The 26,472-nt window shown below is 39.0% G+C and carries 19 protein-coding genes; 7 read left to right on the top strand and 12 right to left on the bottom strand.

Going from position 1 to position 26,472, the window contains the following annotated elements; genetic code table 11:
* Positions 1-5 precede the first annotated feature (5 nt).
* Both DUT68_RS00790 and DUT68_RS00785 read right to left on the bottom strand, forming a co-directional pair.
* Positions 6-503: a DUF892 family protein gene (locus tag DUT68_RS00790; protein ID WP_113634851.1), complete on the bottom strand. Its 498-nt coding sequence runs from the start codon at positions 501-503 to the stop codon at positions 6-8.
* 51 nt (positions 504-554) lie between these two features.
* The gene (locus DUT68_RS00785; protein ID WP_113634849.1) at positions 555-923 is read right to left on the bottom strand and encodes a response regulator; all 369 of its coding nucleotides are present in this window, start codon (positions 921-923) and stop codon (positions 555-557) included.
* A gap of 260 nt (positions 924-1,183) precedes the next feature.
* Here DUT68_RS00785 and DUT68_RS00780 point away from each other — a divergent pair, with 260 nt between their 5' ends.
* On the top strand, positions 1,184-1,963 hold the full coding sequence (locus DUT68_RS00780; RefSeq protein WP_237088225.1) for a murein L,D-transpeptidase catalytic domain family protein: 780 nt from the start codon (positions 1,184-1,186) through the stop codon (positions 1,961-1,963).
* A 25-nt stretch (positions 1,964-1,988) separates the two neighbouring features.
* Here DUT68_RS00780 and DUT68_RS00775 read toward each other — a convergent pair whose 3' ends face one another.
* Positions 1,989-3,512, bottom strand: coding sequence for a L,D-transpeptidase family protein (locus tag DUT68_RS00775; protein WP_113634847.1), 1,524 nt, complete (start codon positions 3,510-3,512; stop codon positions 1,989-1,991).
* A gap of 132 nt (positions 3,513-3,644) precedes the next feature.
* Here DUT68_RS00775 and DUT68_RS00770 point away from each other — a divergent pair, with 132 nt between their 5' ends.
* Positions 3,645-4,283, top strand: a complete 639-nt coding sequence (locus DUT68_RS00770) for a DUF4142 domain-containing protein (RefSeq protein WP_157960745.1) — start codon at positions 3,645-3,647, stop codon at positions 4,281-4,283.
* Between the two features lie 168 nt (positions 4,284-4,451).
* Here the strand turns inward: DUT68_RS00770 and DUT68_RS00765 are convergent, their stop codons facing one another.
* The 3 genes from DUT68_RS00765 to DUT68_RS00755 all read right to left on the bottom strand — a co-directional run bounded on the left by DUT68_RS00765 (position 4,452) and on the right by DUT68_RS00755 (position 8,565).
* Entirely contained in the window at positions 4,452-5,480 is a 1,029-nt protein-coding gene (locus DUT68_RS00765) for a response regulator (RefSeq protein ID WP_113634844.1), read from the bottom strand.
* 10 nt (positions 5,481-5,490) lie between these two features.
* Positions 5,491-6,681, bottom strand: coding sequence for a PAS domain-containing sensor histidine kinase (locus DUT68_RS00760; protein ID WP_113634842.1), 1,191 nt, complete (start codon positions 6,679-6,681; stop codon positions 5,491-5,493).
* Positions 6,682-6,804: 123 nt separating this feature from the next.
* Positions 6,805-8,565 (bottom strand): hypothetical protein, encoded by a 1,761-nt coding sequence (locus DUT68_RS00755; RefSeq protein WP_113635444.1) that lies wholly within the window; start codon positions 8,563-8,565, stop codon positions 6,805-6,807.
* A 235-nt stretch (positions 8,566-8,800) separates the two neighbouring features.
* Between DUT68_RS00755 and DUT68_RS00750 the strand changes: the two genes are divergently transcribed.
* Both DUT68_RS00750 and DUT68_RS00745 read left to right on the top strand, forming a co-directional pair.
* Positions 8,801-9,106, top strand: a complete 306-nt coding sequence (locus DUT68_RS00750; RefSeq protein ID WP_113634841.1) for a hypothetical protein — start codon at positions 8,801-8,803, stop codon at positions 9,104-9,106.
* Positions 9,107-9,239: 133 nt separating this feature from the next.
* A complete protein-coding gene (locus DUT68_RS00745) occupies positions 9,240-9,599 on the top strand; it encodes a hypothetical protein (RefSeq protein WP_113634839.1) in 360 nt (119 codons plus the stop codon).
* A 272-nt stretch (positions 9,600-9,871) separates the two neighbouring features.
* Here DUT68_RS00745 and DUT68_RS00740 read toward each other — a convergent pair whose 3' ends face one another.
* Together DUT68_RS00740 and DUT68_RS00735 are read right to left on the bottom strand one after the other, a co-directional pair.
* Complete coding sequence (locus tag DUT68_RS00740) at positions 9,872-11,506, bottom strand: ribulokinase (RefSeq protein ID WP_113634838.1); 1,635 nt, start codon at positions 11,504-11,506, stop codon at positions 9,872-9,874.
* Positions 11,507-13,129, bottom strand: coding sequence for a fucose isomerase (locus tag DUT68_RS00735; RefSeq protein WP_113634836.1), 1,623 nt, complete (start codon positions 13,127-13,129; stop codon positions 11,507-11,509). It lies immediately after the preceding gene.
* A gap of 275 nt (positions 13,130-13,404) precedes the next feature.
* Between DUT68_RS00735 and DUT68_RS00730 the strand changes: the two genes are divergently transcribed.
* Positions 13,405-14,274: an AraC family transcriptional regulator gene (locus DUT68_RS00730; protein ID WP_113634834.1), complete on the top strand. Its 870-nt coding sequence runs from the start codon at positions 13,405-13,407 to the stop codon at positions 14,272-14,274.
* A 115-nt stretch (positions 14,275-14,389) separates the two neighbouring features.
* On the opposite strand, the gene DUT68_RS00725 is transcribed toward DUT68_RS00730, so the two are convergent.
* Positions 14,390-15,658 (bottom strand): sensor histidine kinase, encoded by a 1,269-nt coding sequence (locus tag DUT68_RS00725; RefSeq protein ID WP_157960743.1) that lies wholly within the window; start codon positions 15,656-15,658, stop codon positions 14,390-14,392.
* A gap of 161 nt (positions 15,659-15,819) precedes the next feature.
* Positions 15,820-16,803, bottom strand: a complete 984-nt coding sequence (locus DUT68_RS00720) for an SDR family NAD(P)-dependent oxidoreductase (RefSeq protein ID WP_113634831.1) — start codon at positions 16,801-16,803, stop codon at positions 15,820-15,822.
* A 115-nt stretch (positions 16,804-16,918) separates the two neighbouring features.
* Between DUT68_RS00720 and DUT68_RS00715 the strand changes: the two genes are divergently transcribed.
* Complete coding sequence (locus DUT68_RS00715) at positions 16,919-17,092, top strand: YtxH domain-containing protein (RefSeq protein ID WP_113634829.1); 174 nt, start codon at positions 16,919-16,921, stop codon at positions 17,090-17,092.
* Positions 17,093-17,324: 232 nt separating this feature from the next.
* Entirely contained in the window at positions 17,325-21,032 is a 3,708-nt protein-coding gene (locus DUT68_RS00710) for an ATP-binding protein (RefSeq protein WP_113634827.1), read from the top strand.
* A gap of 339 nt (positions 21,033-21,371) precedes the next feature.
* Here DUT68_RS00710 and DUT68_RS00705 read toward each other — a convergent pair whose 3' ends face one another.
* Together DUT68_RS00705 and DUT68_RS00700 are read right to left on the bottom strand one after the other, a co-directional pair.
* Entirely contained in the window at positions 21,372-22,358 is a 987-nt protein-coding gene (locus tag DUT68_RS00705) for a LacI family DNA-binding transcriptional regulator (protein WP_113634825.1), read from the bottom strand.
* Positions 22,359-22,361: 3 nt separating this feature from the next.
* Positions 22,362-26,414, bottom strand: a complete 4,053-nt coding sequence (locus tag DUT68_RS00700; RefSeq protein WP_113634823.1) for a hybrid sensor histidine kinase/response regulator transcription factor — start codon at positions 26,412-26,414, stop codon at positions 22,362-22,364.
* Positions 26,415-26,472: the final 58 nt, after the last annotated feature.

Below are 26,472 nucleotides of genomic sequence, written 5' to 3'. Positions count from 1 at the left end.
GGCCTCTATTCTTCTCCCGATGTAATATACTTACTCACTACCAACAACAGTGAAGTTCGGTTAGCCTTAGCTTCCTCATAGTTTTCTTTTAATAGCGTTACTACTTGCCTATTTTTAAGCTTTATAGCCGCCATTTGAAGCGTTTGGAAAGTAGCCATCTCCAAGCTTTCAACATTTTGAAGGTAAAAGAGAATAGAGAGATCCCTCAATTCCTTATCCTGTCCCTGCTCGGCAATGGTGGCAAATGTGTCAGCTATGTAACCCTTTACACCTTTTGCGTTTGCTTCTGTGTAAGCTGAGTCCAGCAAGGCGTAAATCACCTCCATTTTAGACATCTCCGTTTGTACGTTATCTAACGTTTGCAAAATAGAAGTCTTCAATTCCGGATAGTGGGCTTTTTCTAATAATTCAGGTAAATGTACGATTAAGTGGGATTTTGTACAGTAAATCATATCTAGATGCGTTATAAAAAAACGCTCTATTTTTTCATAATCCACGTTCATAATTCAGATAGTTGTGCTAAATTTTATTTTTTTAAGTGTTTGAATTTAACGCTAGGCTTTCACTAATTGCTTTGCTGTGAGTAACAAATGCTCAATATCAAATGGTTTATTCACCATCGCATCAGCATGCGCTTCTTCTGCCAATCGTGCCAAATCCCTTTCGGCTGATAATAACACAACAGGCATGCCTTTGGTTTGAGGCAACGATTTTAATTCCGCACAAAGTTGCGCTCCGGTTTTTTCGAAGCCGCTAATTCTTACGTCGAGTAAAATTAAATCGGGGTTAATAACCGCTATTTCATCGGTCTTAAGGCCTTTTGAGTTAGTAATTACCTCATAGCCGTCTTCTACAAAGATGATGTCCAAGATTTCCAATATATCCGGATCGTCTTCAATAATCAATATTCGCTTCTGCTTCATAAGTGTCTGACATCATAACATTTAAGTTATGATATTGTTTTCGAAGTTTCACGATAAAAGCAACACTTCGTAAGGCAATGTACAGCATTTAAATTGAAATACAATTAAAGGTTATTAACATCAAACACTAATGTCATTTTTAGGCAACAATCCAAAAGTAATTACTCCGAAAACGAGTATTAGACTTATCTTTGTAAGATATAATTTAAACCCCCTTAGCCTATAGCCCAATATATTACCTAATCATTATAAGGAACAACGTGAAGAAATCACTTTTAGGATTAGGCTTTTTAGGCATTACAATTTTCTTTTTTTTATCGGCCACTAGTAAAACTGAAATGGCACCTCCAGCTAATAAGGTTATTGGTACGGTTATTTCTGCAGATAGCGTTTATAATACGCACATCAATAGCTTGTACACCGACTTAAATTTGAAGGAAAAGGGGCTGGCATTATCAGTATTTGAGAAAGCACTTACAGGTTTCTACAACTTAAGGCAGTTGGGCTTGGTGCCTCATAAGTCTATTTTAACGATTGCGGATTTTGACCAGTTGAGCACCAGAAAAAGACTTTATATTATTGATTTGCAACACAAAACGTTGCTATTAAACACTTGGGTAGCACACGGGCAAAACAGTGGTGGTGATGAGGCTAATGCATTTTCTAACATTAACAATTCATTTTCAAGTAGTTTAGGATTTTACCTAACCGGAGAAGTTTACAACGGTGTACACGGCAAATCTTTAAAATTAGATGGTTTAGATGAGGGCTTTAACTCCAACGCCCGTAGTAGGTCCATTGTAGTACATGGTGCTGCTTACGTTAGTGAAGGTACCATTAAAGCGTTAGGCAGATTAGGTCGCAGCCAAGGTTGCCCTGCAGTAGCACCCGAAGTAGCCGATAAAGTGATCCAGACTATTGAAGATAAAACGGTACTTTTCATCAACAAAACAGATGAAAAATACCATTCTAAATATCTTAATGAAACTTTAGCTGCCAGTTTTGCTAACGATCAAATGCAGGTTAACAATTTTGATTAACCGTAAGCGATTGGGTTAGCAAATGTTAGCCCAATCGTTGCAAATGCGTGTACAATACAATATCCAAACCGTATACATCTTTGCGGTACTGCAGTTTCCCGCTCTCATCTAACCAACACGTGTTGTAAGTTAAATACACCGGAACTTTGTTTGGCAGGGCAATATCTTTAGCTTGCGGTTGTCCTGTTTGCATTGCATTTTGGATAGTTTGATACTGATTTCCATTTCCAAAAAGCGCTTGTGCTAGTTTCATTGGCTCTTCTACGCGTACGCAACCATGACTTACTGCCCTCACCTGCAAATTAAAGGCTTTCTTAGCTGGCGTATCGTGTAAGTAAACACTGCTTTGGTTGTTGAAAAGAAACTTAATCTTACCTAACGAGTTGTCATCTCCTGGGCGCTGTTTGAAACTGTATTTTTTCGCAGCACCATCTTCCGACCAATCAATAGTTTCTGGATCATCCACGATTTTTCCATCTTGATAAACATCGATGTTGTTATTGGAAAGATAATAAGGATCCGCTGCTGCGTATTTTGAAATTTCGTTGGAGGCAATGCTCTGCGGAATATTCCACACTGGATTAACTTGCACACTATGAATTAAACTATTAAGCTGTGGCGTTTCTCTGTTAAATGGCCTGTCTTTCTTCACACCACTCTCATCGTATTCGACCAATTTATCGGCATAATCTTTATTTCGTCCCTCTCCTACACAAACTTTCATTTTTAAAGCAGATTTTCCTTTTTCCATTACATCCAACGTAAAATCAGGAATATTTACCAGAACATATTTATCGCCGCTTGGCTTATTTTGCCAGCGCATACGTTCCAAATTTACTATTAAAATTCTTTTCGCTTCTTCATTAGCAGCACTTGTTTCGGTTGATAAACGCTTTAGCTCACGTTGCATAGCCAAATATGGTTCTGCTTTAGGCTGAATACTATCCAGATATGCTTTCGTATCTTTTGCATCAAGCGTAGCTGTAAAACTTTTCTCATCCGGGCGCTTAGTTTCCGTGTAATACTGCGCATAAATTCTCCTCGGACTAATTGCTCCAAACTGCATCACATCACTATAATCGCTTACAGCCGCTGCCAACAAAAGCTCTAACTCCGCTACAGAAGCGTAAGCCTGTTCTACAGTCGCTATCTTTTTATTGTCTTTCATATCGCTGTATAAAGCGTGAATTTTAGCAGCATTAAACATGTTAGGCGATAAACCATGATTGCCAACGCTATCTAAAACTGCCATTAGGCTATCCATTTGTTTTTCGGCGAATACCTTTTGCAACATTACCGGCTGGAACTCCTGTTGCTCGTAGTAAGCCTGCATAAACTTAGGGTTGCGGAAGTTTTTTTTCATGGACTGCTGCTTCGTTTTAATTTTTTCAGCGAGCACTTCGGGATCCATTTGTTTAAAAACTTTATTACCGGTAGATTTTGATGTCAACTTAGCAAATTCAGCATTCTTATTACCGCAGGAATAGATTACAAAAGAAAGCATTACACATAAAAGCGTTAATGCTAAAGCGTGAGGATGTTTTTTCATGTCTAATTAATCGCAAACTGGCATCGTTTGTTTTAAAATTTTGCTTTTTCCTCAATTGTTAATAAAAGTTCAGATTTATTCAACTAAAAGAGATTTAAATGGTTATAAGTTTATTAATAAATGACAGCCGTTATGAAATATTTTAGCAGATTTACAGTTTTGGCACTCACGAGTTGCCTAGCAATTGCTTCCTGCACTCCTGCAGAAAGATCTTATGACCAATCTTCTTCGGAAGCATCGGATTCAGTTATTGATGCCAGCACAAAAGCCAAGGTAAATACCGCAGAGGTTGATATGGATGGACGAGAAAAGTCTTTCATTTTGTCAAGCTACTCGCACAGTTTATACATGGTTGATTTGGCAGCTATTACCGCTCAAAGCAAAAACAGCGAACTTAGGAAGTTTGGCGATCAACTTGGAACAAACTATCAAGCAATAGTGAGCAGTGTAGAAAAAATGGCAAAAAGTGAGGGTTTATTGATGCAGAGAAAACTATCAGAAGCTCAACAAAAAGAATTAAGTGCATTGAAGGAGCTTTCATCGCCAACTTTAGATCAACAAAGTTTGCAGAAAATCAATCAAATGTTAGCGACATTTACTACTGTATTTAAAGAAGGTTCGCATTTAAAGACCGTAGAATTAAAGAATTTTGCGGATGCAAGCTTGCCTAATGTACAACACCAACGGGCTATGGCAGCCAAGCTCATCGCAGCTTCAACAGATAGTGGAACGCAAAGTACACGCCCTGGCGAAGTATCAACGGGAAATTAATTAGCAAGCGCTCTGATTTGTCAGCAATCAAATTTGAGCGCTTCTTATTTTAAACAGCATTAAAATCTTAATCATAGCGATACAAAGGCAGCACTGAACTTCCGGACTTTCGGACTTTTCGGACTTCCGGACTTCCAGACTTCCAGACTTCCGGACTAAACTAAACAACTACTGCTTAATTTTACTAAGCTTATCAATTGATACAATGTAGATTGCGTTACCATGTTTCTCAATCAGTTTTTCCTCTTTGAAATCAGCTAACATTCTGCTTACCGTTTCGCTGGCAGTGCCCACAAATGCAGCTAAATCATCCCTAGATATCTTTAAAGTACAACTGTCTTCCCCAGTCTTAGTAAACTTTCTACCAAGCTGTACCAAAGCCTCTGCCACCCTTTTGCGTACCGAAAAGTAAGCCAACTTCAGCATTTGATCTTCCTTAAAGCGAATATTTCCAGATAACAACTCGATGAAGGCCGTAGCCATTTCCTGATGGTTAAATAGTGCATCCATAAAATCAACCTTAGGAATGAGAAGTAGTTCAGTATCGGCTAACGTGGCGGCATTATCAGCATAGGCAACACCACAGCACAAACTTTCATAACCAAAAAAATCTCCGTCCTTAAAAATATTCGACGACAGTTCCCTACCATCCTTAAACCTACGATAAGTTTTTACCTGACCACTTTTAACGAAGTAAAGATAATTAGGCTCATCATTTTCTACATAAATCACTTGTTTGGAGGCAAAATGTCGCTGCTTACCTTTTTGTTTTAGTTCTGCGAAAATGCTCTGTATATCTTTAGGAGTTGCTTTAAAACCTACAGTCTGATTTTTCTTCTTCAGCCTACTTTCTATCGCATTAAAAAGCTCTAAATCGTCAAAAGGCTTAGTTAAATAATCATCAGCGCCCATTTCCATACCCTTGCGCATGTCGGCTCTTTCCGCTTTTGCAGTCATAAATATAAAAGGAATGCTTGCTAATTTTGGATTTTTGCTCAACAGATAAAGCACACCGTAACCATCCAATTCTGGCATCATAATATCACATAAAATGATATCCGGAGATGAACTTAAAGCCAACTCCACCCCTAATTTTCCATTTTTTGCAGCGATGGCTTCATAGCCTGCAAGTTCTAAAACCTCTACCGTACCTTCTCTTATATCGTCGTTATCTTCAATTACTAAAACCTTTTTCATGCGTTAATTGCTAATGGTTAAAACTAAAATTCAAGGTAAATGTGGTTCCTTTATTTTGTTCGGTTTGGCAACTTACCGTACCGTTCATAAGCCCTACGTAACGTTTTACGATATTTAGGCCCAGTCCCGTACCGGGAATATCTCCCGTGTTGTGCGCCCTAAAAAATGGCTCAAACAAATTCGCCTTATCAATTTCCGGTATTCCAATGCCATTATCCTTTACTTCGATGGTAAGTTCCTGAGCGGTTAAAATGCTGTTAAACTGGATCATGGTATTTTCTCCAGAATACTTTATTGCATTGGAAATTAAATTGATGATACAGTTTTTCAAGAGGTTATGATCCAAAAAAACCTGTGCGCTTGTGCCTTTGTGTTCGTACACAATCAGCTGATTTTGCTTGCTGATCAATTGCATTTCCTCCACAATCTCCTCCGCAAAAGAAATCATATCGAACCAATTTGCAGCTGGTTCAACTTTGCCGGCCTCCAATTTTTCCAATGAAAGGAAATCATTGAGAATAGTGGTGAGGTTGTTGATGGCATTTTTAATTTTTGAAGTATGCTTATTTACACCTGCTTCATCATTTTTGGAGCTGTACTTATCAATTAGCGAGGCCGAAAGTTGGATTGAACTTAGCGGAGTTCTGAACTCGTGAGAAGCCATAGATACAAACCTCGTTTTCAACTGATTAAGTTCTTTTTCTTTTTCAAATAAAGCACTCACGTGTTCCTTGGCTGTTTCCAGTTCATTGATGGAACGAATCAAGTCCTGCGTACGCTCTTTGATTTTTTGCTCCAGTTCTTCGGTGTAGCTTTTAATCTTAAGCTCATCTTCTTTCTGCCTACTTAAATCGTGAATAAAGCCCGTAAATATTCTCCGATCAGAAAATTTCACCTCACTTACACCCAATCTGAAAGGAAAGATAGAACCATCTTTACGTTGCCCCTGCACCTCCCTGCCTATGCCAATAATATGAGCATTTCCGCTGTGCCTGTAATTGGCGATGTATTGGTCATGTCGCTGCTGATCTGGCTGTGGCATCAATGCTGACACGTTTTTACCGATCAACTCTTCTCTATCATAGCCAAATAATGTCAAAGCCGATGGGTTAATATGTTCAATAATACCGAACTCGTCAATAGTGATAATTCCGTCTATAGCGTTTTCGATAATAGCATTTAACAGTTTGGCTCTTTCCATCAATCAGATAAATTTATTCAGCTCCTAGTTTAAAAGTGTGAGTTACCATCTGCGGATACAACTTAATGATGTGCAACTTACCATGGCAAGTTAAGTATTTTACAAAAGCCATTATAAAAAACATTAAATCTTGATATTCTGAAGTCGTTGTTCTGCTCCAAACAATTGTGTTAATAAATCAGTATTTGGCCAGTCGGTAAACAAATTTTTATAATAGCTTACGCCATTTTCAAGTTGTTGCTTAAATGAATTCAAATATTTAATTTTCTTATCATTAACCTCTTTTAAATAAATTTTAACTTGATCATTTAAATAATCGATATATAGGTTTAATTCATTAATAAAAAGATGTGGACGATCGATGTGTTCCAATAAATTGGCATTGCCATAGATATGATTCACCATTTCGTCTAATGAATAGATACCGTTAAAGAAAGCCAAGTTTGGCCCTGGACAAATCGCTACCGCGGTACTTTCTTTTTGTTTGAGTTGATGTGTTTTAATGTAAGTAGAGGTGCACAAACCTTCGCATAAGCACACTTTCTCAGTAATTTGATCAAATCGTTCTTGGTATTCTTCCGAACTTAAATTGAAGGAAAGTAACTGATTGATTTTTAATTGTTGGTATTTTTTGGAGGCGGTACAGATGGGCTCAGTGGTAAATTCAGTGTTATTGCATAAATATTTTTTAGTGCATGGACTACCGGGCTTGCCCTCTGCAATACGTTTTAGCCTAAGTTTCTCCATACTTGCATGCTTAAAATTATTAAAAAGCACACCTAGCGGAGATGAATTGCTCAAATAGTAGTCGTCCTGCGTAGCCTTAGCCAACTGATTAAGCGTTTGTTCATCCACATTGGTAACTTCAGGCACTAATAAAAACGGACTACCCCATCCGGTAGCATCCAGTTGATAACGTTGAAGTAAAAACTCATTTTCCTCCGCCGTACCAATTCCGCCTTGCACGGTTATTTTTTGATGCGGAGCTTGCTTTACGTCCAATTGCTTTTGTTTTAGCGCATTTTGGTATAACTCGAAAAGCTCCTTTTGCATCGCTAAACGATTGAATTTAAAATCCTCCAATATTGGCCCCAGTAAAAAACCATCCGTAGCAAAGGCATGACCACCACAATTTAAACCTGATTCGATACGAAATTCGGACACCCAAAGCCCTTTTTTTGCAAGAAACTTAGATTGAATTAATGCAGACCTAAAATCACTGACTTTAAGTATAATACGCTTATCGAACTCAGCTTTATCATTAGGATAAAAAGCTTTAAATCTTTCAATAAAGGCATACAATTTTGGGTTCATGCCTGCAGATAGCACCACAGCACCATTAAGCTTGCTTTCGGCAAATCCTTTTAAAGCTGCAAGCGCATCAGTTTGATCATCTCCAAGGTATTCCCCTTTGGCAAAGTTCAGCTTATCTACTTTTGCCATGATATTTACATCAATACTACCTTTTACCATTTTGGAACGTAATAGTTGCTGAAATATCTTTTTGCTTTCACCTTCCGGGTACTCCATCATCAATTCGTATCCCTGCCTGAGTTGTGAGGCCATAGGTAGCAATTCGAAATACCTGCAAATATCATTACCTTCAATAAAATCTTGTTGCTTGAGGTCTTCAAATTGTTCGTCAATCAAATCATGTAAAAGATTCAAATAAGCCGTGATACGTTTGGTCCTGAACTGCTTCTCCTTTTTTTCTATTGCGCTATAAGTAATACCATTCAGCTTTGAATGATATTTGCGCATCCTTTCCGTTAGCTCATCATCAACGATAGAAACCACAGACGAAATGCCGTAACGGGCTACTTTTAAGGGTGTATCTATCGAAAAACCTAAACCTAAAACTGGAATGTGAAATTTGTGCGGCATAAATGAATTATAGTTTTCGCCAAAAATATTGATGTAGCCCACTTTTTTTCTTTTGTTTGGTCACACCAAAAAGTGATTGATATCATTATTGCGTTAGTTAAATACTGAAGAAACTAGTTTTATAGCTAGGCAGCTACCTATATCAATTTTATGTTAACAGCAATAGTTAACATTAACAAAATGATAATATACACTTAACCTCGTAATGCCCTAGTTTTGCAGAAAAAGCAATTTCATGAAGAAAAACAAACAAAAAGCACAGCTTAAAGCCAATCGTAAAAAATCAATAAAAGCTGTTAAAGCCAATTTAGTTAACGACCTAAGTAACTTAATTTCTTCCTTTGCAGAACCTAACAGAAAGCTTAAAAAATTAATCGAAAAGGCGGCCTCCTCTTTCGCCAAAGAAATTGAAAAAACAGCTAAGCCTGTAACTGAAGCGCCAGTGGTGGCAAATGATACCAAACCTGAAGAACAGGATGTTAAAGCAAAGGCTGCCAAGCCACGCACCACGAAAAAATCAGCAAATACCGAACAGGAATAAGATTTTTCCTGAGCTCTATTTTAAGAAATAGTTAGGTTGTAACTTCTGCAATGGTAAGATTTACAATCTACTTCAATAAAAAGACACAAAATACTTCGTGTTTCGATATTTTTATTGCAACTTTGTAGCATTAATGGAATCGAAAGCAACATATGTGAAGTGCTGTATTTGGCAAGTAAGCTGCTACATGCTGACTATCTTGCTGTTATTGATTCCTATAACGCAAATGCTGCATTCGCATGAGGACGATGTAAATCCAACAACTGCCAGCTCAAAATCGATTACTAAAACACAGTATTGTTCGGTATGTGATTACCTTACGCACATTAAAAGCAAAGAAGTAAGGCTAGACTTCGCACCATCGATTATTACGCCAACATTATCTTCCACTACTTTGCGCTATTTAGTAGATGCGATGGTAGGCAAATATTCACTTGTAAAATCTACAAATAAAGCTCCTCCTCAATTGCGGCTTACATTTGTACAAGCTTAACTAGCTTAAAAATCCGTCCTTTAATTTATCATGATCCGTTTTCATAAGAGACTGATAAATATCGCATTTACAATAATTATATCATGAAATATTTAAGACTAACGGTGGTGCTGATTTCTTTTACGTTTATGCATACAGGGTGTAAACATGAACATCAACATGAAAAGCTACATAAACGTCAGCAGCCAACTGTAAAAGACGCAAACAAATCATAGTTTGTTAGTTTAGGTAAGTTGCAAATTGCCCCGGCGGATGCTGGAGCTTTGCCAACATTACAGCTCTCCTAATTTTAAATACCGTTGATAAAGCTGTTGATATACGGCTACTTTATCAGAATGAGGCAAATACACTTGATCATAACCAGAACTCATTGCCAACTGCGCCTCTTTGATATTGCTATAGCACCCACCAATCACAGCAGCGTACATTGCAGCGCCTAATGCGCAAGCTTGCTCACTAGTGGCTACTTTAATGGGAACATTTAATATATCGGCCAAGGTTTGCATAACGTAAGCTGATTTTTTTGAGATCCCACCTAGAGCGATAACTTGCTTAATTTGAACACCCTGTGCTAGAAACCTATCCATTATTGCTTTGGAACCGAAAGCAGTAGCTTCAACCAAAGCCTTAAAAATGTGCGGTGCAGTGGTTCCTAAAGTTAAGCCAAATAAAGCCCCTTTTTTGGTGAGGTCTACATCTGGAGTTCTACGACCGTTAACCCAATCCAAAGCCACCAAATCGTCCACAGTTACAGGAATTTCGGCGGCTCGGGCTGATAATTTAGGCAAAATTGCTTCACTAGCCTGCTTTAGTTGATCTTCGGTAAGCATGTCCTTTAAAATTTCTTTTGTAGGAAATTCCAAAATTTGCTTAAACCAGCTGTATACATCACCAAAAGCCGATTGACCAGCTTCCATACCCAACATATTTGGGATGATAGAACCATCTACTTGGCCACAAATGCCATGCACTAAACCACTAAACTCATCAGCTGGCACCACCACCATATCGCAGGTTGAAGTACCCATCACCTTTACTAAGCTATAGGCCTCTATCCCTGTGCCAACAGCGCCCAAATGGGCATCTAAAGCGCCAACACCAACTTTAACCGTAGCGGGCAAACCTAATTTCGATGCCCATTCTTGAGATAAATGACCAACGGATTGGTCGGCAGTATAGGTTTCTTGATATAACCGATCCCTTAGTTGCCCCAAAGATGGATGCAGTTTCGAAAGAAATTCCTTGCTTGGCAAACCATTAAAATCAGCATGCCACATGGATTTATGACCCGCAGCACAACGACTTCTTTTTACATTGAACACATGCTTACTTCCGGTAAGTAAAGCGGGCATCCAGTCGCAATGCTCCATCCAAGAAAATGCCTTCGCAGCTACTTTAGTGTTTTTTTTAGTAACGTGAAGTATCTTTGACCAAAACCACTCTGACGAATACAAACCTCCCGAATACTTAGTGTAATCAATTTCCCAATGCTTAGCCAAAGCATTGATTTCATCTGCTTCTTTTAGCGCAGTATGATCTTTCCATAGGATAAACATCGCATCAGGATCAGTAGCGAAATCCGGCAGTAAAGCCAATGGCGTACCAGTTTCATCCACAGCACAAGGAGTTGAACCTGTAGTATCGATAGTGATAGCTATAATTTTGTTTACCAAAGATTTATCTATTTGAATAAGTAAACTTCCAATAGCGTCTTGCATTGCTTCGATATAGTCCAAAGGGTGCTGCCTAAATTGAGATTGCTGAGCAATACAGTATTCCCCACGAGCCCATCGTTGATACAAGCTAACAGCGCAGGCAATTTCGGCTCCGCTTTGTGTAGCTACCAATAAAGCCCTCACCGAATCAGTTCCGAAATCTAAACCAATTACATATTTTTCAGCATCCATTTAATTGAATTTTGATCCTTCAACATCTACCGCACCGCAAAAATGTGTGGTAATTCCAAGCTCTTCCAAAGCGGCGGCCTTAATTCTACAGGCCCTGTGGGCGCTAGCCTCATCGGTAGCGTACACCACTTGTATGTGATTGGCCTTATGTCTAGCCATCATTTGGTCGCGGGAAACACCATCCAAAGTAGCATGCATTATTGGCCACTGATAATTTGTTTCGTTCCACCTTCGCTCGGTTTCTTCTTTTGGTAATGCCACTGCTTTGCCTACACCTAAATCGCAATGCAATTGGTTATTAATTACATAAACCCTACTCCACACCAAATTACCTGGTTTAGCAACACCACGTAAAGAGCCACCTCCGCGTTTAAAAAACATTGCCGGCTGTCGGATACTATCAGAACCTGCATAACCACCAACGTGATGCGCCGGTGGAGCTGCACCAGAAATTTCAAAAACCCATACGAAATCATCAATTTGCTCATTTTTGAAATTTTCGCCCCAGCGCAAATCGTGTAACGTATTTTCTGCAGCCATACCAAGCTGGCGCCATAATTTATACGTAAGCAAACCATCTATTCCAGCACATTCATCCACTTCGTTAAAATGCGGAAGTGCTTCGCCTGCGTAAAGTTCTTTACCATTTTCATCAAAAACTGGTGGTCTATCTTGGTTGTTAAGCAGGCCTTCTACCAAGTCGCTAGCCGGAGCCAAATCCTTTAAACCTTGTTGATATTGAATGCCAATTGTATCACAGCCAAATTCATCGGCTAAACGTAAAGCTGCAACATACATTTTGCACTGCGTTAAGGTTTGCGCTTTCGTAAGTTCAGTAGCCTCATCTGTTCCCCAATCAAATTTCATCCCTTTATCCAGCAGCCAGTCCAATACTTTTTGGGCATCGGCATCACTTACTGTCAGCATCTTTGCATATAATGTAGATTGGCTGAGGCGTTCCTTGAAAATCCCCGTGTTGTGCAGTAAGTCGTCAGGTACAATGGCGTTAAACATGCCCATACAACCTTCATCAAAAACACCCATAATTGCCTTTTCATCTTTCAGTTTTGCAGCAAAATCACGACCTAATTTTTCATCTGACGAAGGAATTTTTACTGATGAAAATGATGCAACGTGAGTTTCAGGATGTTGAATTTCACCTGTATTGAGCCAGCTTTTTAACCCATTTAAAAAGAAATCATCCTTAAAATCAACGCTCCAAAGACTGCTGTATTTCACATTGGCTTTAGTTAAAGAACCATTTAAATTCAACATCCCCACTAAACCCGGCCATTGACCGCTGAAATTTGCCAAAGTTAAAATAGGACCTCGATGCGTAGTTAAGCCCGCCAACACGTGATGGCTATACTGCCAAACACTTTCAGCTACAATGAGTGGCGCATCTTTATCTATAGTTTTAAAAACCTCAATTCCCATGCGCTGGGAATCAATAAAGCCATGCTTTTTTACTGGATCATAAGCATGTGCTCTTTTAATGGTGCAACCTAAGTTAGAAAGCACTTCGGATAAAGTAAGTTCCATTTGATGCTGAGTTTCCCAGCAATTTTGATTAGCCGCAATCCTTAAGTCGCCACTGGCTACCAGAAAAATCTCTTTATTCATTTGTTTATATTAATAGTTTGAGCATAGTTTAACTTAAAACCTGAAACTATATTAAACCAAAGCAATTTAGGGTTGGCGATTTGGCATTAACCCAGCACGAAATATATTTGGTTGTAATAAGTTTGTTTTACAAATATGATGGTTGGCGTTAGACGTTTGTTCCGTATTATTGCCAATTTATTATAGGATATTATCATCATAAACATTGTTTTTGGCATTATCCGAAATTATTTAGCTATAATTAAGGAATATTTGAACCAAATACTGTATCCATTATGAAACCGCATTTTCATAAAGTACCTGTAGGCCTACAAAATTCTTTTAGCATTAGGCACGATATTCAAGAGAATTTCGGAAAAATTTGGCATTACCACCCAGAACTGGAACTGCACTATGTGATACGCGGAGAAGGTGTAAGATTTATTGGAAACAACATTAGCAATTTTGCTTCGGGAGAAATCATTTTGTTAGGGGAAAACTTGCCGCACACCTGGCGTTGTAGTGATGAATATTTCCAGAACAACCCTAGCCACGAGGTAGAAGCTATCGTAATTCATTTTTTACCAGATTGCTTAGGTAAGGATATTTTGAACCTACCGGAAGCTTACCCCATTCCAAAACTTTTTGAGAAGGCCAAAAAAGGCATGCTATTAAAGGGAGAAAATAGGGATCAACTAGCAAAATTGATGTTGCAGGCAAAAGATACCGAGAATTTAGATCGCTTGATTGTACTGCTTTCTATTTTAAAACTTTTGGCAGAAGCAGATGATTACACGGTTTTAAATCCAGGTCATGTACAATATCAATCAGATGAATCAGATGTAATTAGACTGAACAAAGTTTACAATTACACGCTCACCAATTTCAAAAAGGAAATCAATTTGCAGGAGGTAGCATCTATCAGCAACTTAAGTGTAACTTCATTTTGTAGGTACTTTAAACAGATGACCAAAAAAACCTATTACGATTTTTTAATTGAAATTAGGGTAAGTCATGCTTGCAGGTTACTTGTTGAAGACAAACACCCCACCAATATGATTTGCTACCAATGTGGATTTAACAACGTTTCTAATTTTTACAGACATTTTAAAAAAGTAACGGGTATAACACCACTGGAATACAAACGAAAATACTTAGCAGAATAATCGTTTTGTAAAAGGTAAAGAACCTTAGTTGCAGATGTTCTTTTGAATTGATTATCCGTAATTGTGTCGATTGAAAATAATCGTGATTGCGGAAAACCATAATTAACGGCAAGCACTACTTCAGCGGGAACGCCATGAAAAACGTTGTGCCTTCACCTAATTCGCTCTCAAACCATATTTTACCATTTTGCAGGGCAACAAAATCTGCACATAATACCAATCCTAAACCAACGCCCGATTCGTTAGCTGTACCAGGAACACTCTGTGCTTGATGTTTGAATATGGTATTTTGTCGCTCGATTGCTATTCCAGTTCCAAAATCCTGTATGGATAGTATGAAAGATTCTTTTTCTTCCCAACTTTTAATTACAATTTCTCCATTTGGTTTGCTGTACTTAATGGCGTTGGTAAGCAAATTGCGTAAAACGATCCTAGTCATTTCCAAATCGGAAATTAATTGCGTACACAAAATTTCCTTTTTAATGAGCACTTGCTTTTTAGCAGCCATTGGCGAAACGGACGACAACACACTATCCAACAGGGACGTAAGATCAATTGTTAGCGAATGTACTTTTGTGCCTTCCAACTGCGATTTTGACCAAGCTAGTAGATTACCTAAAAACTCCGAGGTGCCGTTGGTAAGTTCCGTCAACTGTCCTTCCAACATGCTTCTATCCATTTCTGTAAGAGAATGATTTCTAAGCAGCTCCAAATATCCCTGAATGCTGTTGAGCGGGGTACGTAAATCGTGAGAAATGATAGAGAAAAGTCGGTTATTTTCTTGATGTAGCAGTTGGAGCGCTTCTGCCCTTTCTTGAGCTAAACGGCGTTCCTTATTATAGCTTCTGATTACGCCACCAACCAAAATATAGGTTAGTGAAAGCATGATCGCAATAATGCAGGCAATATCTAAAAAACGCTCAGCGGGGCTATGGTAAACTTTCGGTACACCATAGCGGTATTCAAAATACAACAGGCTCCAAATTACCAAAACATGAAGCAGCAAGTAAATATAACGGTGCGTCCTATGAATAAAAATGATTACAATTAAACTTAAGAAGAAGCTAAACAATAATGGCCCATCAATTCCTGCTCCGTAGTAATAATTGATAGCTAAGAAGATATAGCTCAAAACGGTGAAGCCATAGCGAGCAAATGCAAAATTCCTACGAAAGCGTGATTGATAATAGAGGAAAAGCTGTAGCAAAAAGGCAATGAAAGATGCAATGGCAAGTTCTGGTAAAACCACCACGTACGAATCATACACAACAAAAATCAGCAAGGTACACATTGAAAACAGCCCACCCGAATTCAATATCCTTTTCTCTAAAGGGAATTCAGTACTAGGCCCTCTCAGGCGTTCCCATAGTTTTACCAACGACAAACCGATTTCTATTTAATAATGAAGCACACAAGCAATTGACTAGCGTAAAATGCTAAACAATACTAGTCAATTAACCAGCGATAAAGGTAGGCAAATCGATGGCTATTTTAAACAAATAAGTTGTAAATCATAATGAAATAAGGGAGCTATCTACATCATTGTTAGCTTTTTCTGCCTGATAATACTACTAACGCCACTCCGAGCAGCACCCCAAAACCTAATGCTGTTTTCGTAGTTTTAGAAGGCGTTGGAATAATCGTTTCACCGTATATGCGATGCGGATAGTTGGACGGCTCAAGAACGTTGCCTTTATTTGGAGCCGACTGTTTGATTTTCATCATTAAACGCATTCCTGCTGAAGCCGTATTTACAATCACTTTAGGAAAAAAATCATGCAGCGTTTTAATTGCCCACGAACTAAAGTCTGGGAATTTATCTTTTTTTGGATGCACTGCCAACTTAAGTAATTGTTGTGCGGTGTCTTTTGGATCAGCGGCAAAGGGCGGAACTTTAAAATCCAAACCTGAATATTTAGCAGAGTGCATGTTGCCTGTAGAGCGTTGGATTTGCGGATAGAGATTGCAAACGTGGATATGTTCTTCATTTGAAATTTCTCCCTGTATACACTCCATCATGCCTTTGATACCAAATTTAGTGGCAGAGTATACGGCACTGTAAGGCGCAGGCATAAAACCACCTATAGAAACATTATTTACCAATACCCCAAATCCTTGCTGCTTAAAAATTGGAAGTACCGCATGAGCACAATTCAAATAGCCAAGCAAGTTAGTTTTCACTACCTGATGGCTAACATCAATGGGTATTTCCTCGAAACGGCCACTAGCCATAACTCCCGCATTATTTATCCAGTAGTCAATTTTACCGCCAAAAGCCAAAGCATGGCTTAGTAAATGTTGCACCGCAACATAGTCAGAAACATCTGTTGCAACGGTTAACACCATAGCACCTAAAGCAGTGCAACGTTGTTCGGCTAGTGCTAAGCCAGCTTCGCCCCTTGCGGCAAGCACTAATTTGCAACCATATTTTGAAAATGCTTCGGCAGTTGCCAACCCAACACCACTAGAAGCGCCGGTAACAACCACTGTTTTGCCTTTTAACACCGAAAATAAATTTGTTTCTTCCATCACTCCATTTTATTGTTGAACATCCGCCATTTAGAAAAGTTTGATTTTAAGGATGAGAATTAAGGTTTATCAAACTAAAACCATTTGCAGGTGTTAACAAATAAAAAGAATAGATATGGGAATTATAAGAACAGCACTCATTGGCGCCGCGGTATATGGCGCAGTGAAATATTTGACAAAAAAAGATGTTTTGGGTAGAACAAAACTGGACGAAATTAAGGATAGAGCACCTGAATGGATAGAAAAAGCTAGATCGGCTGCTAACGATTTCAAAACCAGAACAATTTAACAAACCGCATTGAGGAGATGGTTTAACCGTCTCCTTAATTGATTCAATGAACTATTTCGCAAAAACCATCTATTAAAAAAATCCACACGGAATAGCTACTCCACACCTATCGAAATGACCTCTACTAAAATTCTTCTATCTGCACAAAAACGCATGCATTAAAACCGTTACAACTACAATCTTTAGCTCTGATTAACGGAAATAAGTCTATATTTACCTCTTTAGGAAAACGATGAATTTACTTGCAACCGAATCGACCGAACAATTCCTCTCCGGCGGAGGGGAAATGGGCAAATTGATCCGAACGATGGACTGGTCGAAAACGCCACTGGGACCTATAGAAACTTGGCCCCAGAGTTTAAGAACTTCGGTGAGCCTCTGTCTTTCTTCTACCTTTCCTATTTTAATTGCTTGGGGGCCAGAAACCATTCAAATTTACAACGATAGTTACAGACCGATATGCGGTTCCATGCATCCACATTCAATGGGAATGAACTTTCGCATCTGCTGGGAATCTGCCTTGGAAGTTGTTGGTGATAAATTTACCCGCGGCCAGCAAGGCGAAGGCACATACATACACGACCAGCGGATGTTTTTACAACGCTACGGCTATTTGGAAGAAGCGTTCATGACTTTTTCCTTCGCCCCAATTAGAGATGAAAGTGGTGGCGTTGGTGGCATATTCCATCCCATTACAGAAACTACCGATAAAATGCTTAGCGCCCGTCGTACGCAAGTGCTTAGAGAGTTAGGTGCAGCAATTGGCAACGCCAAAAGCATTGAAGACATTGCTTCAGAAACACAAGGTAAGTACGAAGAATTTTTATTTGACCTGCCTTTCATCCTATTTTACAAATATGATGCTACTGAAGAAAAAGCAAGTTTAATTGGCAGTGCTGGCACAACCGATGCTCACCTGTTAGCGGTGCCAACAATTGATTTATCCCATCCTAACGAAAAAAGTTGGCCACTTGAGCAGCTGATTAAAAGCAAAGAGAGCATTGCAATTAGTGATTTAGGCGATCGATTTGGAGATTTTTCTTGCGAACCTTATCCAGAAATGCCGAATACTGCGCTACTTATACCCATCCACATTCCCGGACAAGAAATACCTTTTGGATTTTTAGTAGCCGGTGTTAGTTCCAGAAGAGCGCTTGACCAAGCTTACCTAGGTTTTTACGATTTGTTGGGAAACACCTATAATACCGCAGTTTCAAATGTGTACGCTTACGAGCAAGAGCAAAAACGTGCTGAAGCTTTAGCAGCTATCGACCGATCTAAAACTGCATTTTTCAGCAATGTAAGTCACGAATTTAGAACGCCGCTAACGCTAATGTTGGGCCCTTTGGAAGATTTGCAAGCGGCAAAATCATTACCCGCTCCGCTGCGTGACTCTGTGGATTCGGCGCATCGTAATGCAATTCGTCTTTTAAAACTGGTAAACAACTTATTAGATTATAGCAGAGTTGAAGCTGGACGTATTCAAGCCAGTTATCAACCCTTAAATTTAACCGAACTCACCGCAGATTTAGCTAGTAGTTTCAGATCGATTATTGAAAAAGCTGAAATGAAATTGGAGGTTAATTGCGAACAAATATCTGGGCAAACTTACGTTGATAGGCAAATGTGGGAAAAGATTGTATTGAATCTTTTATCCAATGCTTTCAAATATACATTAAAAGGCGGCATTAAAGTCAGTTTGTTTCAAAAGGACCAGCAATTGGTATTGCAAGTAGTTGATACCGGCGTTGGCATCCCTGAGAAAGAGCTTCCTCACATGTTTGAGCGTTTTCATAGGGTGCAAAACTCGGCCGGACGTACACACGAAGGCACCGGAATTGGACTTTCACTAGTTAATGAATTAGTGCATTTACATGGCGGAAAAATTAGCGTAACAAGCACAAAAGATGTAGGGAGTACTTTCACGGTTGAGATTCCTTTGGGTAAAGCACATCTTCCAAAAGAACAGATACTCGAAACCATTGATATTGCTAGTTCAGCGGATTTGCGAGGTGCTTTTTTAAATGAAGCAGCAAGCCTTTTGCACAATAGCGAAAATGGACAAAATGAAAATGCCCAATCGATAGAAAATGAACAAACAACAGACGCAACAGAACTGAAGTTGTTAATTGTTGATGATAACCGCGACATGCGGGAGTACTTGGTGCGTTTGCTTTCGCCACATTTTACGGTATTTACTGCCGAAAATGGCCAGCAAGCGCTAGAGCGTGTAGCCGAAGTAAAGCCAGCTTTAGTGATTAGCGATGTGATGATGCCAGTAATGGATGGCAAGCAATTTCTACGCGAATTAAGATCAAGGGAAGAAATATTTAACACACCGGTAATCCTACTTTCGGCGAGAGCTGGTGAAGAATCGAAAATTGACGGGCTCGAATCAGGCGCAGATGACTACCTGGTAAAACCTTTCTCTGCTGCTGAGCTGTTGACTAAGATTAAGGCACAGTTAAAAATAAGCGCAGCAAGAGGAAAAACCGAGGCCCATTTACGTAGTTTGTTTATAGAAGCACCGGTGGCCATTGCTATATATCGTGGTCCGGAACATATTATCGAACTAGCCAATGCTAGGATGCTTGAATATTGGGGTCGCACTGCTGATCAGGTAGCTAATAAAAGCTTATTCAAAGCCTTACCAGAACTTGACAACCAAGGCTTTAGAGAATTGATGGATCAAGTCTATTTAACTGGAGAGCGGTTTGTATCAGGAGAACTGCCCGTACAGTTGCTACGATATGGGCAAATGGAAACCATATACATTAACCTCACCGTTGAGCCGCTGAGAGATGAACAAGGTAGAATCAACGGAATGATGGCTGTGGCTTCGGACATCAGTTCGCAGGTTAATGCCCGAAAAACGCTAGAGAAAGTTACAGGAACACTTCAACTAGCGGTGGATACTGCCGGCATGGGGATTTGGAGAGCTAGAATACTTACTGGCGAACTTCATATATCAGATAATGCAAAACGCATACACGGAATACCTGATGACGTAGAGTTTAATTACTACGAAGCTGCTGAACTCATTGTAACAGAGGACAGAGAACGTGTATTAGCGACTATTGCAAAGGCAAATCAAACTAAAGGATCTTTTAGTGAAGATTATCGTATTAAAGTTTGGGGAACCGACCAGTATAAATGGCTAAATACTACTGGAAAAGTAGAAATAGACGATACAGGCGAAGTTACTGGTACCATTGGAACCATACTTGATATATCGGAACAAAAAGAAGACGACCAGCGTAAAAATGATTTTATTGCAATGGTTAGTCACGAATTGAAAACGCCGCTCACATCAATGAAAGGCTATGCACAGCTGATGAAATTGAAAGCGGGAAAAAACGAAGATGTTTTTACGGCCGATGCTTCGTCCAAATTACTGGATCAGATTGGAAAAATGAGTGCCCTAATTAATGGGTTTTTAAATGTTTCACGATTGGATTCTGGAAAAATACACTTGCAGCAAAGCACTTTCAATGCCAATGAGCTGATGAGCGAGATTATCGCTGAGGTGAGTTCCTACAGTCAGCAGGGCCATCAATTTATATTTGAACCTAATGGCGAAGTTTTGTTAAATGCCGACCGTGATAAAATAGGAACAGTATTAACTAACTTATTTGGAAATGCAATGAAATATTCCCTGGCTGGAACAATAATAAAGGCAAGCTGTAATCAAGCGGAAGGCAATGTATACTTTAGCATTAGCGACCAAGGAAAAGGAATTGCAAAGGACGTACTTTCTAAGTTGTTCGATAGATTTTTCAGGGTAGATAATAAGGATAATAAACAGATCTCCGGTTTCGGAATAGGACTTTATTTATCTGCCGAAATCATCAAAAGGCATGATGGCAAAATATGGGCTGAAAGCGAACTAGGTGTTGGCTCAACTTTTCACGTATCGCTTCCAGTAGCAAAGGAAGTTTAACCTCATTTCCATTCCTATCAAAAATAGTTACAGACGAGGAAACATCTTTCAAGAAATTACTTTTAAATCATTACTTTTAATACAATGTCTATAGTGCCTATATCACATTTGGCGCAACTTCGCCAGCTGTTTGGGTAGTCAGTTTTTCAGAAATATATGCTAATCAAACTCCTATAAAATTTAACGAAACAAACAGAACAGCCTCCCCAAAATGAGTTGGAAGACATTCGCCATTAGGAAACGTATTTCCACTTACAGTTTTGATCAATAGCATTTACACCACATTTTAAATAGCGGCAGTATCAGCCAACAAAACACATCCGCAAAAAATTACAGCAATTAGTTTTCTAGTATTTTAGTATCCAGCAAAATCATCTCCTCTTCTGGCATTACTTCCTTCTTAATCGCTTCAAATAGTTTTTCGGATGCTAACTTTCCAATGGCGTCACTTGGTTGTACGATGCTGATCAATTTACCATAAATGATGTCTGAAAGCTCACTATTACAAAATCCAAGTACAGGTACATTTAAGCCTAAACGCTTCATTGCTCTTATTACAGTTAGCGTTAAGGTATCTGTGGTGGTAAAGATGGAAGAGTAGTTATCGATTTGAATTTCATGAGAAAAGGTATCGATGACCTGCTTGAGCAATTGTTCGCCACTGCTAAGTTCTATATATAAAGAATGATAGTTATTGATATCTTTTGCATCCATATATGCTGAAAAACCCTTAATTCTCTCCCCACTTAACCACGCATCTTTGATACCTATTACCAATACTTTTGTAAAGGAACGGCCTACCAAATGCTCTGCAGCGATTTGTCCACCCAAAAAATTATTTGACGTTATCTGTGTAGTTCTTAATTTGCTGTCAACCCTATCAAATACTACAATCGGTAATCGTTTACTAATCAGCTCGTTTAAGTACGCCACATTAGCGCCGTCAAAGCTTGGCGATATCAACAGTCCATCAATGCCCATATCTAATAAACGTTTGATACACTTTTGCTCGGTTGCATATTCTCCCCTACTTTGCAACACCAAAAGCTGATAGCCCTTTTCATGCCAGTAATCATACATTGCATTGATGATTTGATTCATAAAGGCTTTTCGCATACTGCAAACCACCACACCAATTGTCCTTGTTTTCCCCTCTCGTAATGATTTAGCGTAAAGGTTTACTTTATAATCCCTTTTTTCGGCATGATCCCTAATCAGTTGCTTAGTTTCCGGGCTGATCTGATAATCATCCGAAAGTGCTCTGGAAACAGTAGATACGGACAAATTGAGCTCTTGCGCCAGTTGCTTTAATGTTACTTTTTTCACTATTTACTCCTTCTGCTTTAGCTTTTCCAAATACTCGGTTGGCATACAATCAAAATATTGCTTAAATGCTGTAGAAAAATAAGAGGGCGAATTGAAACCACACATATATGCAATTTGTGCCATGGTGTAACGATTCGACTTCATAAACTCCACCGCTTTGCTAAATTTTATACGTTTTACAAAATCGGTTGCCGATTCCCCGGTGATGGCCTTTAGCTTTAAATAAAGATTTGACCTGCTCATTCCAATCTCCCTGCTGAATTTATCTACTGAAAAATCAGAATCCGAAAGATGTTTCTCTATAATTTCGATTGCTTCTTTTAAAAACTCCTCATCTAACGTATTAAAAGCTATATTTTCTGGCACCAAAGCCTTATTTGATAGGTAATAATCCTTTAGACGTTTACGAGAGCGCAACAAATTTTCGACTTTTGCAGCTAACAATTCAGCCGAGAAAGGTTTAGTGAGGTAATCATCTGCACCCATTTCTAATCCTTTAATGTGATGACTGGTATCTGCTTTTGCAGTCAACAAAATCAATGGAATGTGAGAGGTATTGATATTTTGCTTCACTCTTTTACAGAAATTCAAACCATCCATTTCCGGCATCATGACATCACTGATGATGAGATCAAACGATTCAGCTTCAACAGCTTTAATTCCCATTTTGCCATTGTAAGCAGTAACTACATCATATTGTAGCTCAAAAAAATCTCTCAGATAATTTACGATATCGACATTATCATCGACTATTAAAAGCTTCAGCTTTTGCGGCAAACTTTCAGCTGCATCAACATTTCTTTCGTCCAAAACATTGGCTTCTATTTGTTGCTGATCGGCCTCCACCGTCTGCGCTAATTCACTGTCCAGTTTAAGATCATCACTGTAATGAACATCGGCCAAAGGCAGCTTCACAGTAAAAACACTGCCTGTTTTCCCATCGCTACTGGCCGAAATAGTGCCATGATGCAGTTCAACCAAACTTTTTGTAAATGCCAAGCCTACACCGGAGCCTAAATTAGTTTCTGTACCGTTCACTTGGTAAAACCTTTCAAACACCTTTTCCAAATCCTCTGCTTTGATGCCTAAACCGTTATCAACCACTTCTATCACTGCATTTCCTTGCTCAGCTGAAACTTGGATCACGATATTACCTCCGTCTTTAGTATATTTAAAAGCATTGGAAAGCAAGTTGAAAAGCACTCTTTCTAGGGCATCGTCATCAAAAAAGAAAGAAAGTTGCGCTACATCAAATCGGTAACTAAAGCCAATATTTTTTCGGTTAGCCAATGGCTTGAACGATTCATAAATCTGGGCCAAGAAACTTACCAAATCAGTTTTACTAACACGCAATTTCCTAGTTCCCATTTCGGTTTTTCGGAATTCAAAAAGCTGATCGACCAAATGGTACAGGCGTTTAGCGTTAGCAAACATCAACTCATATTTTTGTTTGATCGGCTTGTCCACTTTGGGCGTGTTCATCAGTTCCTCTAAAGGTGCCAATATCAGTGTAAGCGGCGTACGTAGTTCATGAGATACGTTGGTAAAAAAATCCGTTTTAATTTGGTTGATTTCCTTGGCACGTTCTTTATCCAATCGTTCCAATTTTAACTGATTAATTGCCCTAATGCGCTCCCTTAAAATTTTATAGGCAAAATAACCAGCACAGCCCAGCAACATTACCATGAATAGGTAAAACCAAACTGTTTTATACCAAGGGGGAGAAATCACAATAGCAATTTTCCTGATTTTGCTTCGCTCTCCATTAGGCCCCTCGGCCCTAACTTCCAACTCGTAATGCCCCGCAGGCAAATTGCTATAGCTAATTTTTTGTCCAACAGCTCGTTGCCAATCCTTATCAATACCTAAAAGTTTGTAATAATAAAGCGTTCTATTTGGCGATATATAGTTGAAGGAATTAACCGAAATACTAAACTGCTTTTGATCGGCAGCAAAGCGAAGCTCATCTACCTGATCAACATGATTGGCCAATACATCTGTGCCATCATCAGCCGCCACTTGCTTATTGAACACCTCAACGCCAGTAAAGTACAATTTAATGGGAATTTCAGCCTGCCTTAAACTATTGGGGTAAAAGTACGACAGACCTTTGATTCCTCCAAAGAGCATCATTCCGTCGTTTGCTTTACAGAAAGCATACTCATTGAATTGGTTGTTCTGTAATCCATCGCTATCGTAGAAGGTTTGGCTGTATTTAGTATCGGGATTAAACTTTACCAAACCACTGTTGGTTGATATCCAAAGGTTACCCATCTCGTCTGGCAAAATGCCATAGATTGTTCCCTTAACAAAATCATTTCTGCTTTTAAAAGGTACGAAAGCGTTGCGTTTCTCTTCATAAAGCCACAAACCGCCGCGAGTTCCTATCCAAATTCGCTTCCTAGCATCCTCCACTATACAGTTAACCACTTCCTCTTTCAGTGCGCTTTCTTCTATATTTCCAAACAGCAAATTATCGGGGTAAAACTGTGATACGCCATTAGTGGTACCTATCCATATCCTGTGCTGACTATCTTCATATAGATACGTAATGTCATCAGATACTAGACGTTTACCTGCCCTATCGATAGTGATATGCTTAAAGTTCTGTTCCTTGGGCATAAACTCATCCAACCCGGAACGTGTGCCTACCCATATTCTTCCCTTCGCATCTTTCAGTAAACTGTACACCAAATCACCGGCTATACTATTGGGATTGCTGGCATTATGCAAAAACCTCTTGATATTTCCAGTTTGGGGATTTAACAAATTTAAACCACCATTATGCGTACCAACCAACACATTCCCGCTATTGTCAAACGCTATTGCTTTGATATTATTAGAAGCTAAACTGTTGGCATTGCTTGGTTTGTAAGTAAAATATAAAATCGTTTCTTTTGATCTGTTCCAATAATTCAAACCCTTGTCATTGGTTCCAATCCAGAAATTACCAGCTTTATCTTGCTTTATTACACTAACCACTTCATCATTTAAGGCCAACTTTCCGGTATTTTGACTCAACAAATTAAATTTGATATCGTCTTTATGGTAATAGCTAATACCACCATAATAGGTACCCAGCCACATGCCATGCTGTTTATCCTTAAAAATAGATCGAACGGAATTTTGTCCGATAGAAAATGGTTGTGAGCTTTGATGCTGGTAATTATCGAACGAGAGTGTTTTAACGTTAAGTATTGACAGCCCTTTGAAAGTGCCGAGCCAAATATTTCCATCTCTGTCATTACTTATACAACGGATATTATTATCGGCAACGCTATTTTTAAGCGGGTTATTCTCGAAAAAATCCAGTTTACCGCTTTTTTGCTCATATCTAATTAATCCATCACCTTCGGTAGCGATCCACAAATATTGGTGGTTAACAAACACATCACTGATGAATGGACGGGGCTTGCCAATATCTAGTTTTTTTAAATTTTTCTGATTAGATAGCGAGAACAAACCTACATCCGTGCCTAAAAGGATTTGGCTTTTCCACACGCCTACATAAGCTATTTTTTTGATGCCTTGATCGAGGGTGTTAACGTTGAGTCTTGCAAACTGCTGCTCATTGATGTTGAGCTTAAAGATATCTCCAGAAATGGAAACCGCCCAAATAACACCATTCTTATCCTCTGCAATAGAGGAAATATACCACTCTCCTACGCTTTTAGGCAATTTATAGTTAACGAAATTATCAGTTTTGTAATCGTATTTGCTGATTCCCTGGTTACCACCAATCCACAACGAACCATGTTGATCTACATGTAGGCTTCTAATGTAATACGATTGCAGGCTTCGAGGTTGGCCCTTTATCGGACGATAGACCTTGAAATCATTGCCGTTATACCGGTTAAGACCATCTTGAGTTCCAACCCAAATAAAACCCAAGGTATCTTGAGCAATGGTAAATCCAGTACTTTGCGACAGGCCTTTATCTACGGAGATATTCCTGAACTTTTTATCTTGGGCATTTAAAATTTGGGCAAGGAAAACACAGCAGCAGAACAATACTACTTTCGGCAAATTCGACAAATTAAGCCTCGACAACTTCATTAACCAGTTAAATTTAGCAAATTAACGATTATTTACGATTTAAACTTCTTGTATTTAA

Origin of the sequence: Pedobacter zeaxanthinifaciens, assembly GCF_003313335.1 — a bacterium.
GTDB lineage: Bacteria > Bacteroidota > Bacteroidia > Sphingobacteriales > Sphingobacteriaceae > Pedobacter > Pedobacter zeaxanthinifaciens.
This window is presented reverse-complemented; position numbering and strand designations above follow the sequence as displayed.

What these genes read in the sequence shown, in the direction of transcription:
- DUT68_RS00790 (WP_113634851.1), bottom strand. Translation starts at nt 503, where the DNA reads ATGAACGTGGATTATGAAAAAATAGAGCGTTTTTTTATAACGCATCTA.
- DUT68_RS00785 (WP_113634849.1), bottom strand. Translation starts at nt 923, where the DNA reads ATGAAGCAGAAGCGAATATTGATTATTGAAGACGATCCGGATATATTG.
- DUT68_RS00775 (WP_113634847.1), bottom strand. Translation starts at nt 3,512, where the DNA reads ATGAAAAAACATCCTCACGCTTTAGCATTAACGCTTTTATGTGTAATG.
- DUT68_RS00770 (WP_157960745.1), top strand. Translation starts at nt 3,645, where the DNA reads ATGAAATATTTTAGCAGATTTACAGTTTTGGCACTCACGAGTTGCCTA.
- DUT68_RS00765 (WP_113634844.1), bottom strand. Translation starts at nt 5,480, where the DNA reads ATGAAAAAGGTTTTAGTAATTGAAGATAACGACGATATAAGAGAAGGT.
- DUT68_RS00760 (WP_113634842.1), bottom strand. Translation starts at nt 6,681, where the DNA reads ATGGAAAGAGCCAAACTGTTAAATGCTATTATCGAAAACGCTATAGAC.
- DUT68_RS00755 (WP_113635444.1), bottom strand. Translation starts at nt 8,565, where the DNA reads ATGCCGCACAAATTTCACATTCCAGTTTTAGGTTTAGGTTTTTCGATA.
- DUT68_RS00750 (WP_113634841.1), top strand. Translation starts at nt 8,801, where the DNA reads ATGAAGAAAAACAAACAAAAAGCACAGCTTAAAGCCAATCGTAAAAAA.
- DUT68_RS00745 (WP_113634839.1), top strand. Translation starts at nt 9,240, where the DNA reads ATGGAATCGAAAGCAACATATGTGAAGTGCTGTATTTGGCAAGTAAGC.
- DUT68_RS00740 (WP_113634838.1), bottom strand. Translation starts at nt 11,506, where the DNA reads ATGGATGCTGAAAAATATGTAATTGGTTTAGATTTCGGAACTGATTCG.
- DUT68_RS00735 (WP_113634836.1), bottom strand. Translation starts at nt 13,129, where the DNA reads ATGAATAAAGAGATTTTTCTGGTAGCCAGTGGCGACTTAAGGATTGCG.
- DUT68_RS00730 (WP_113634834.1), top strand. Translation starts at nt 13,405, where the DNA reads ATGAAACCGCATTTTCATAAAGTACCTGTAGGCCTACAAAATTCTTTT.
- DUT68_RS00720 (WP_113634831.1), bottom strand. Translation starts at nt 16,803, where the DNA reads ATGGAAGAAACAAATTTATTTTCGGTGTTAAAAGGCAAAACAGTGGTT.
- DUT68_RS00715 (WP_113634829.1), top strand. Translation starts at nt 16,919, where the DNA reads ATGGGAATTATAAGAACAGCACTCATTGGCGCCGCGGTATATGGCGCA.
- DUT68_RS00710 (WP_113634827.1), top strand. Translation starts at nt 17,325, where the DNA reads ATGAATTTACTTGCAACCGAATCGACCGAACAATTCCTCTCCGGCGGA.
- DUT68_RS00700 (WP_113634823.1), bottom strand. Translation starts at nt 26,414, where the DNA reads ATGAAGTTGTCGAGGCTTAATTTGTCGAATTTGCCGAAAGTAGTATTG.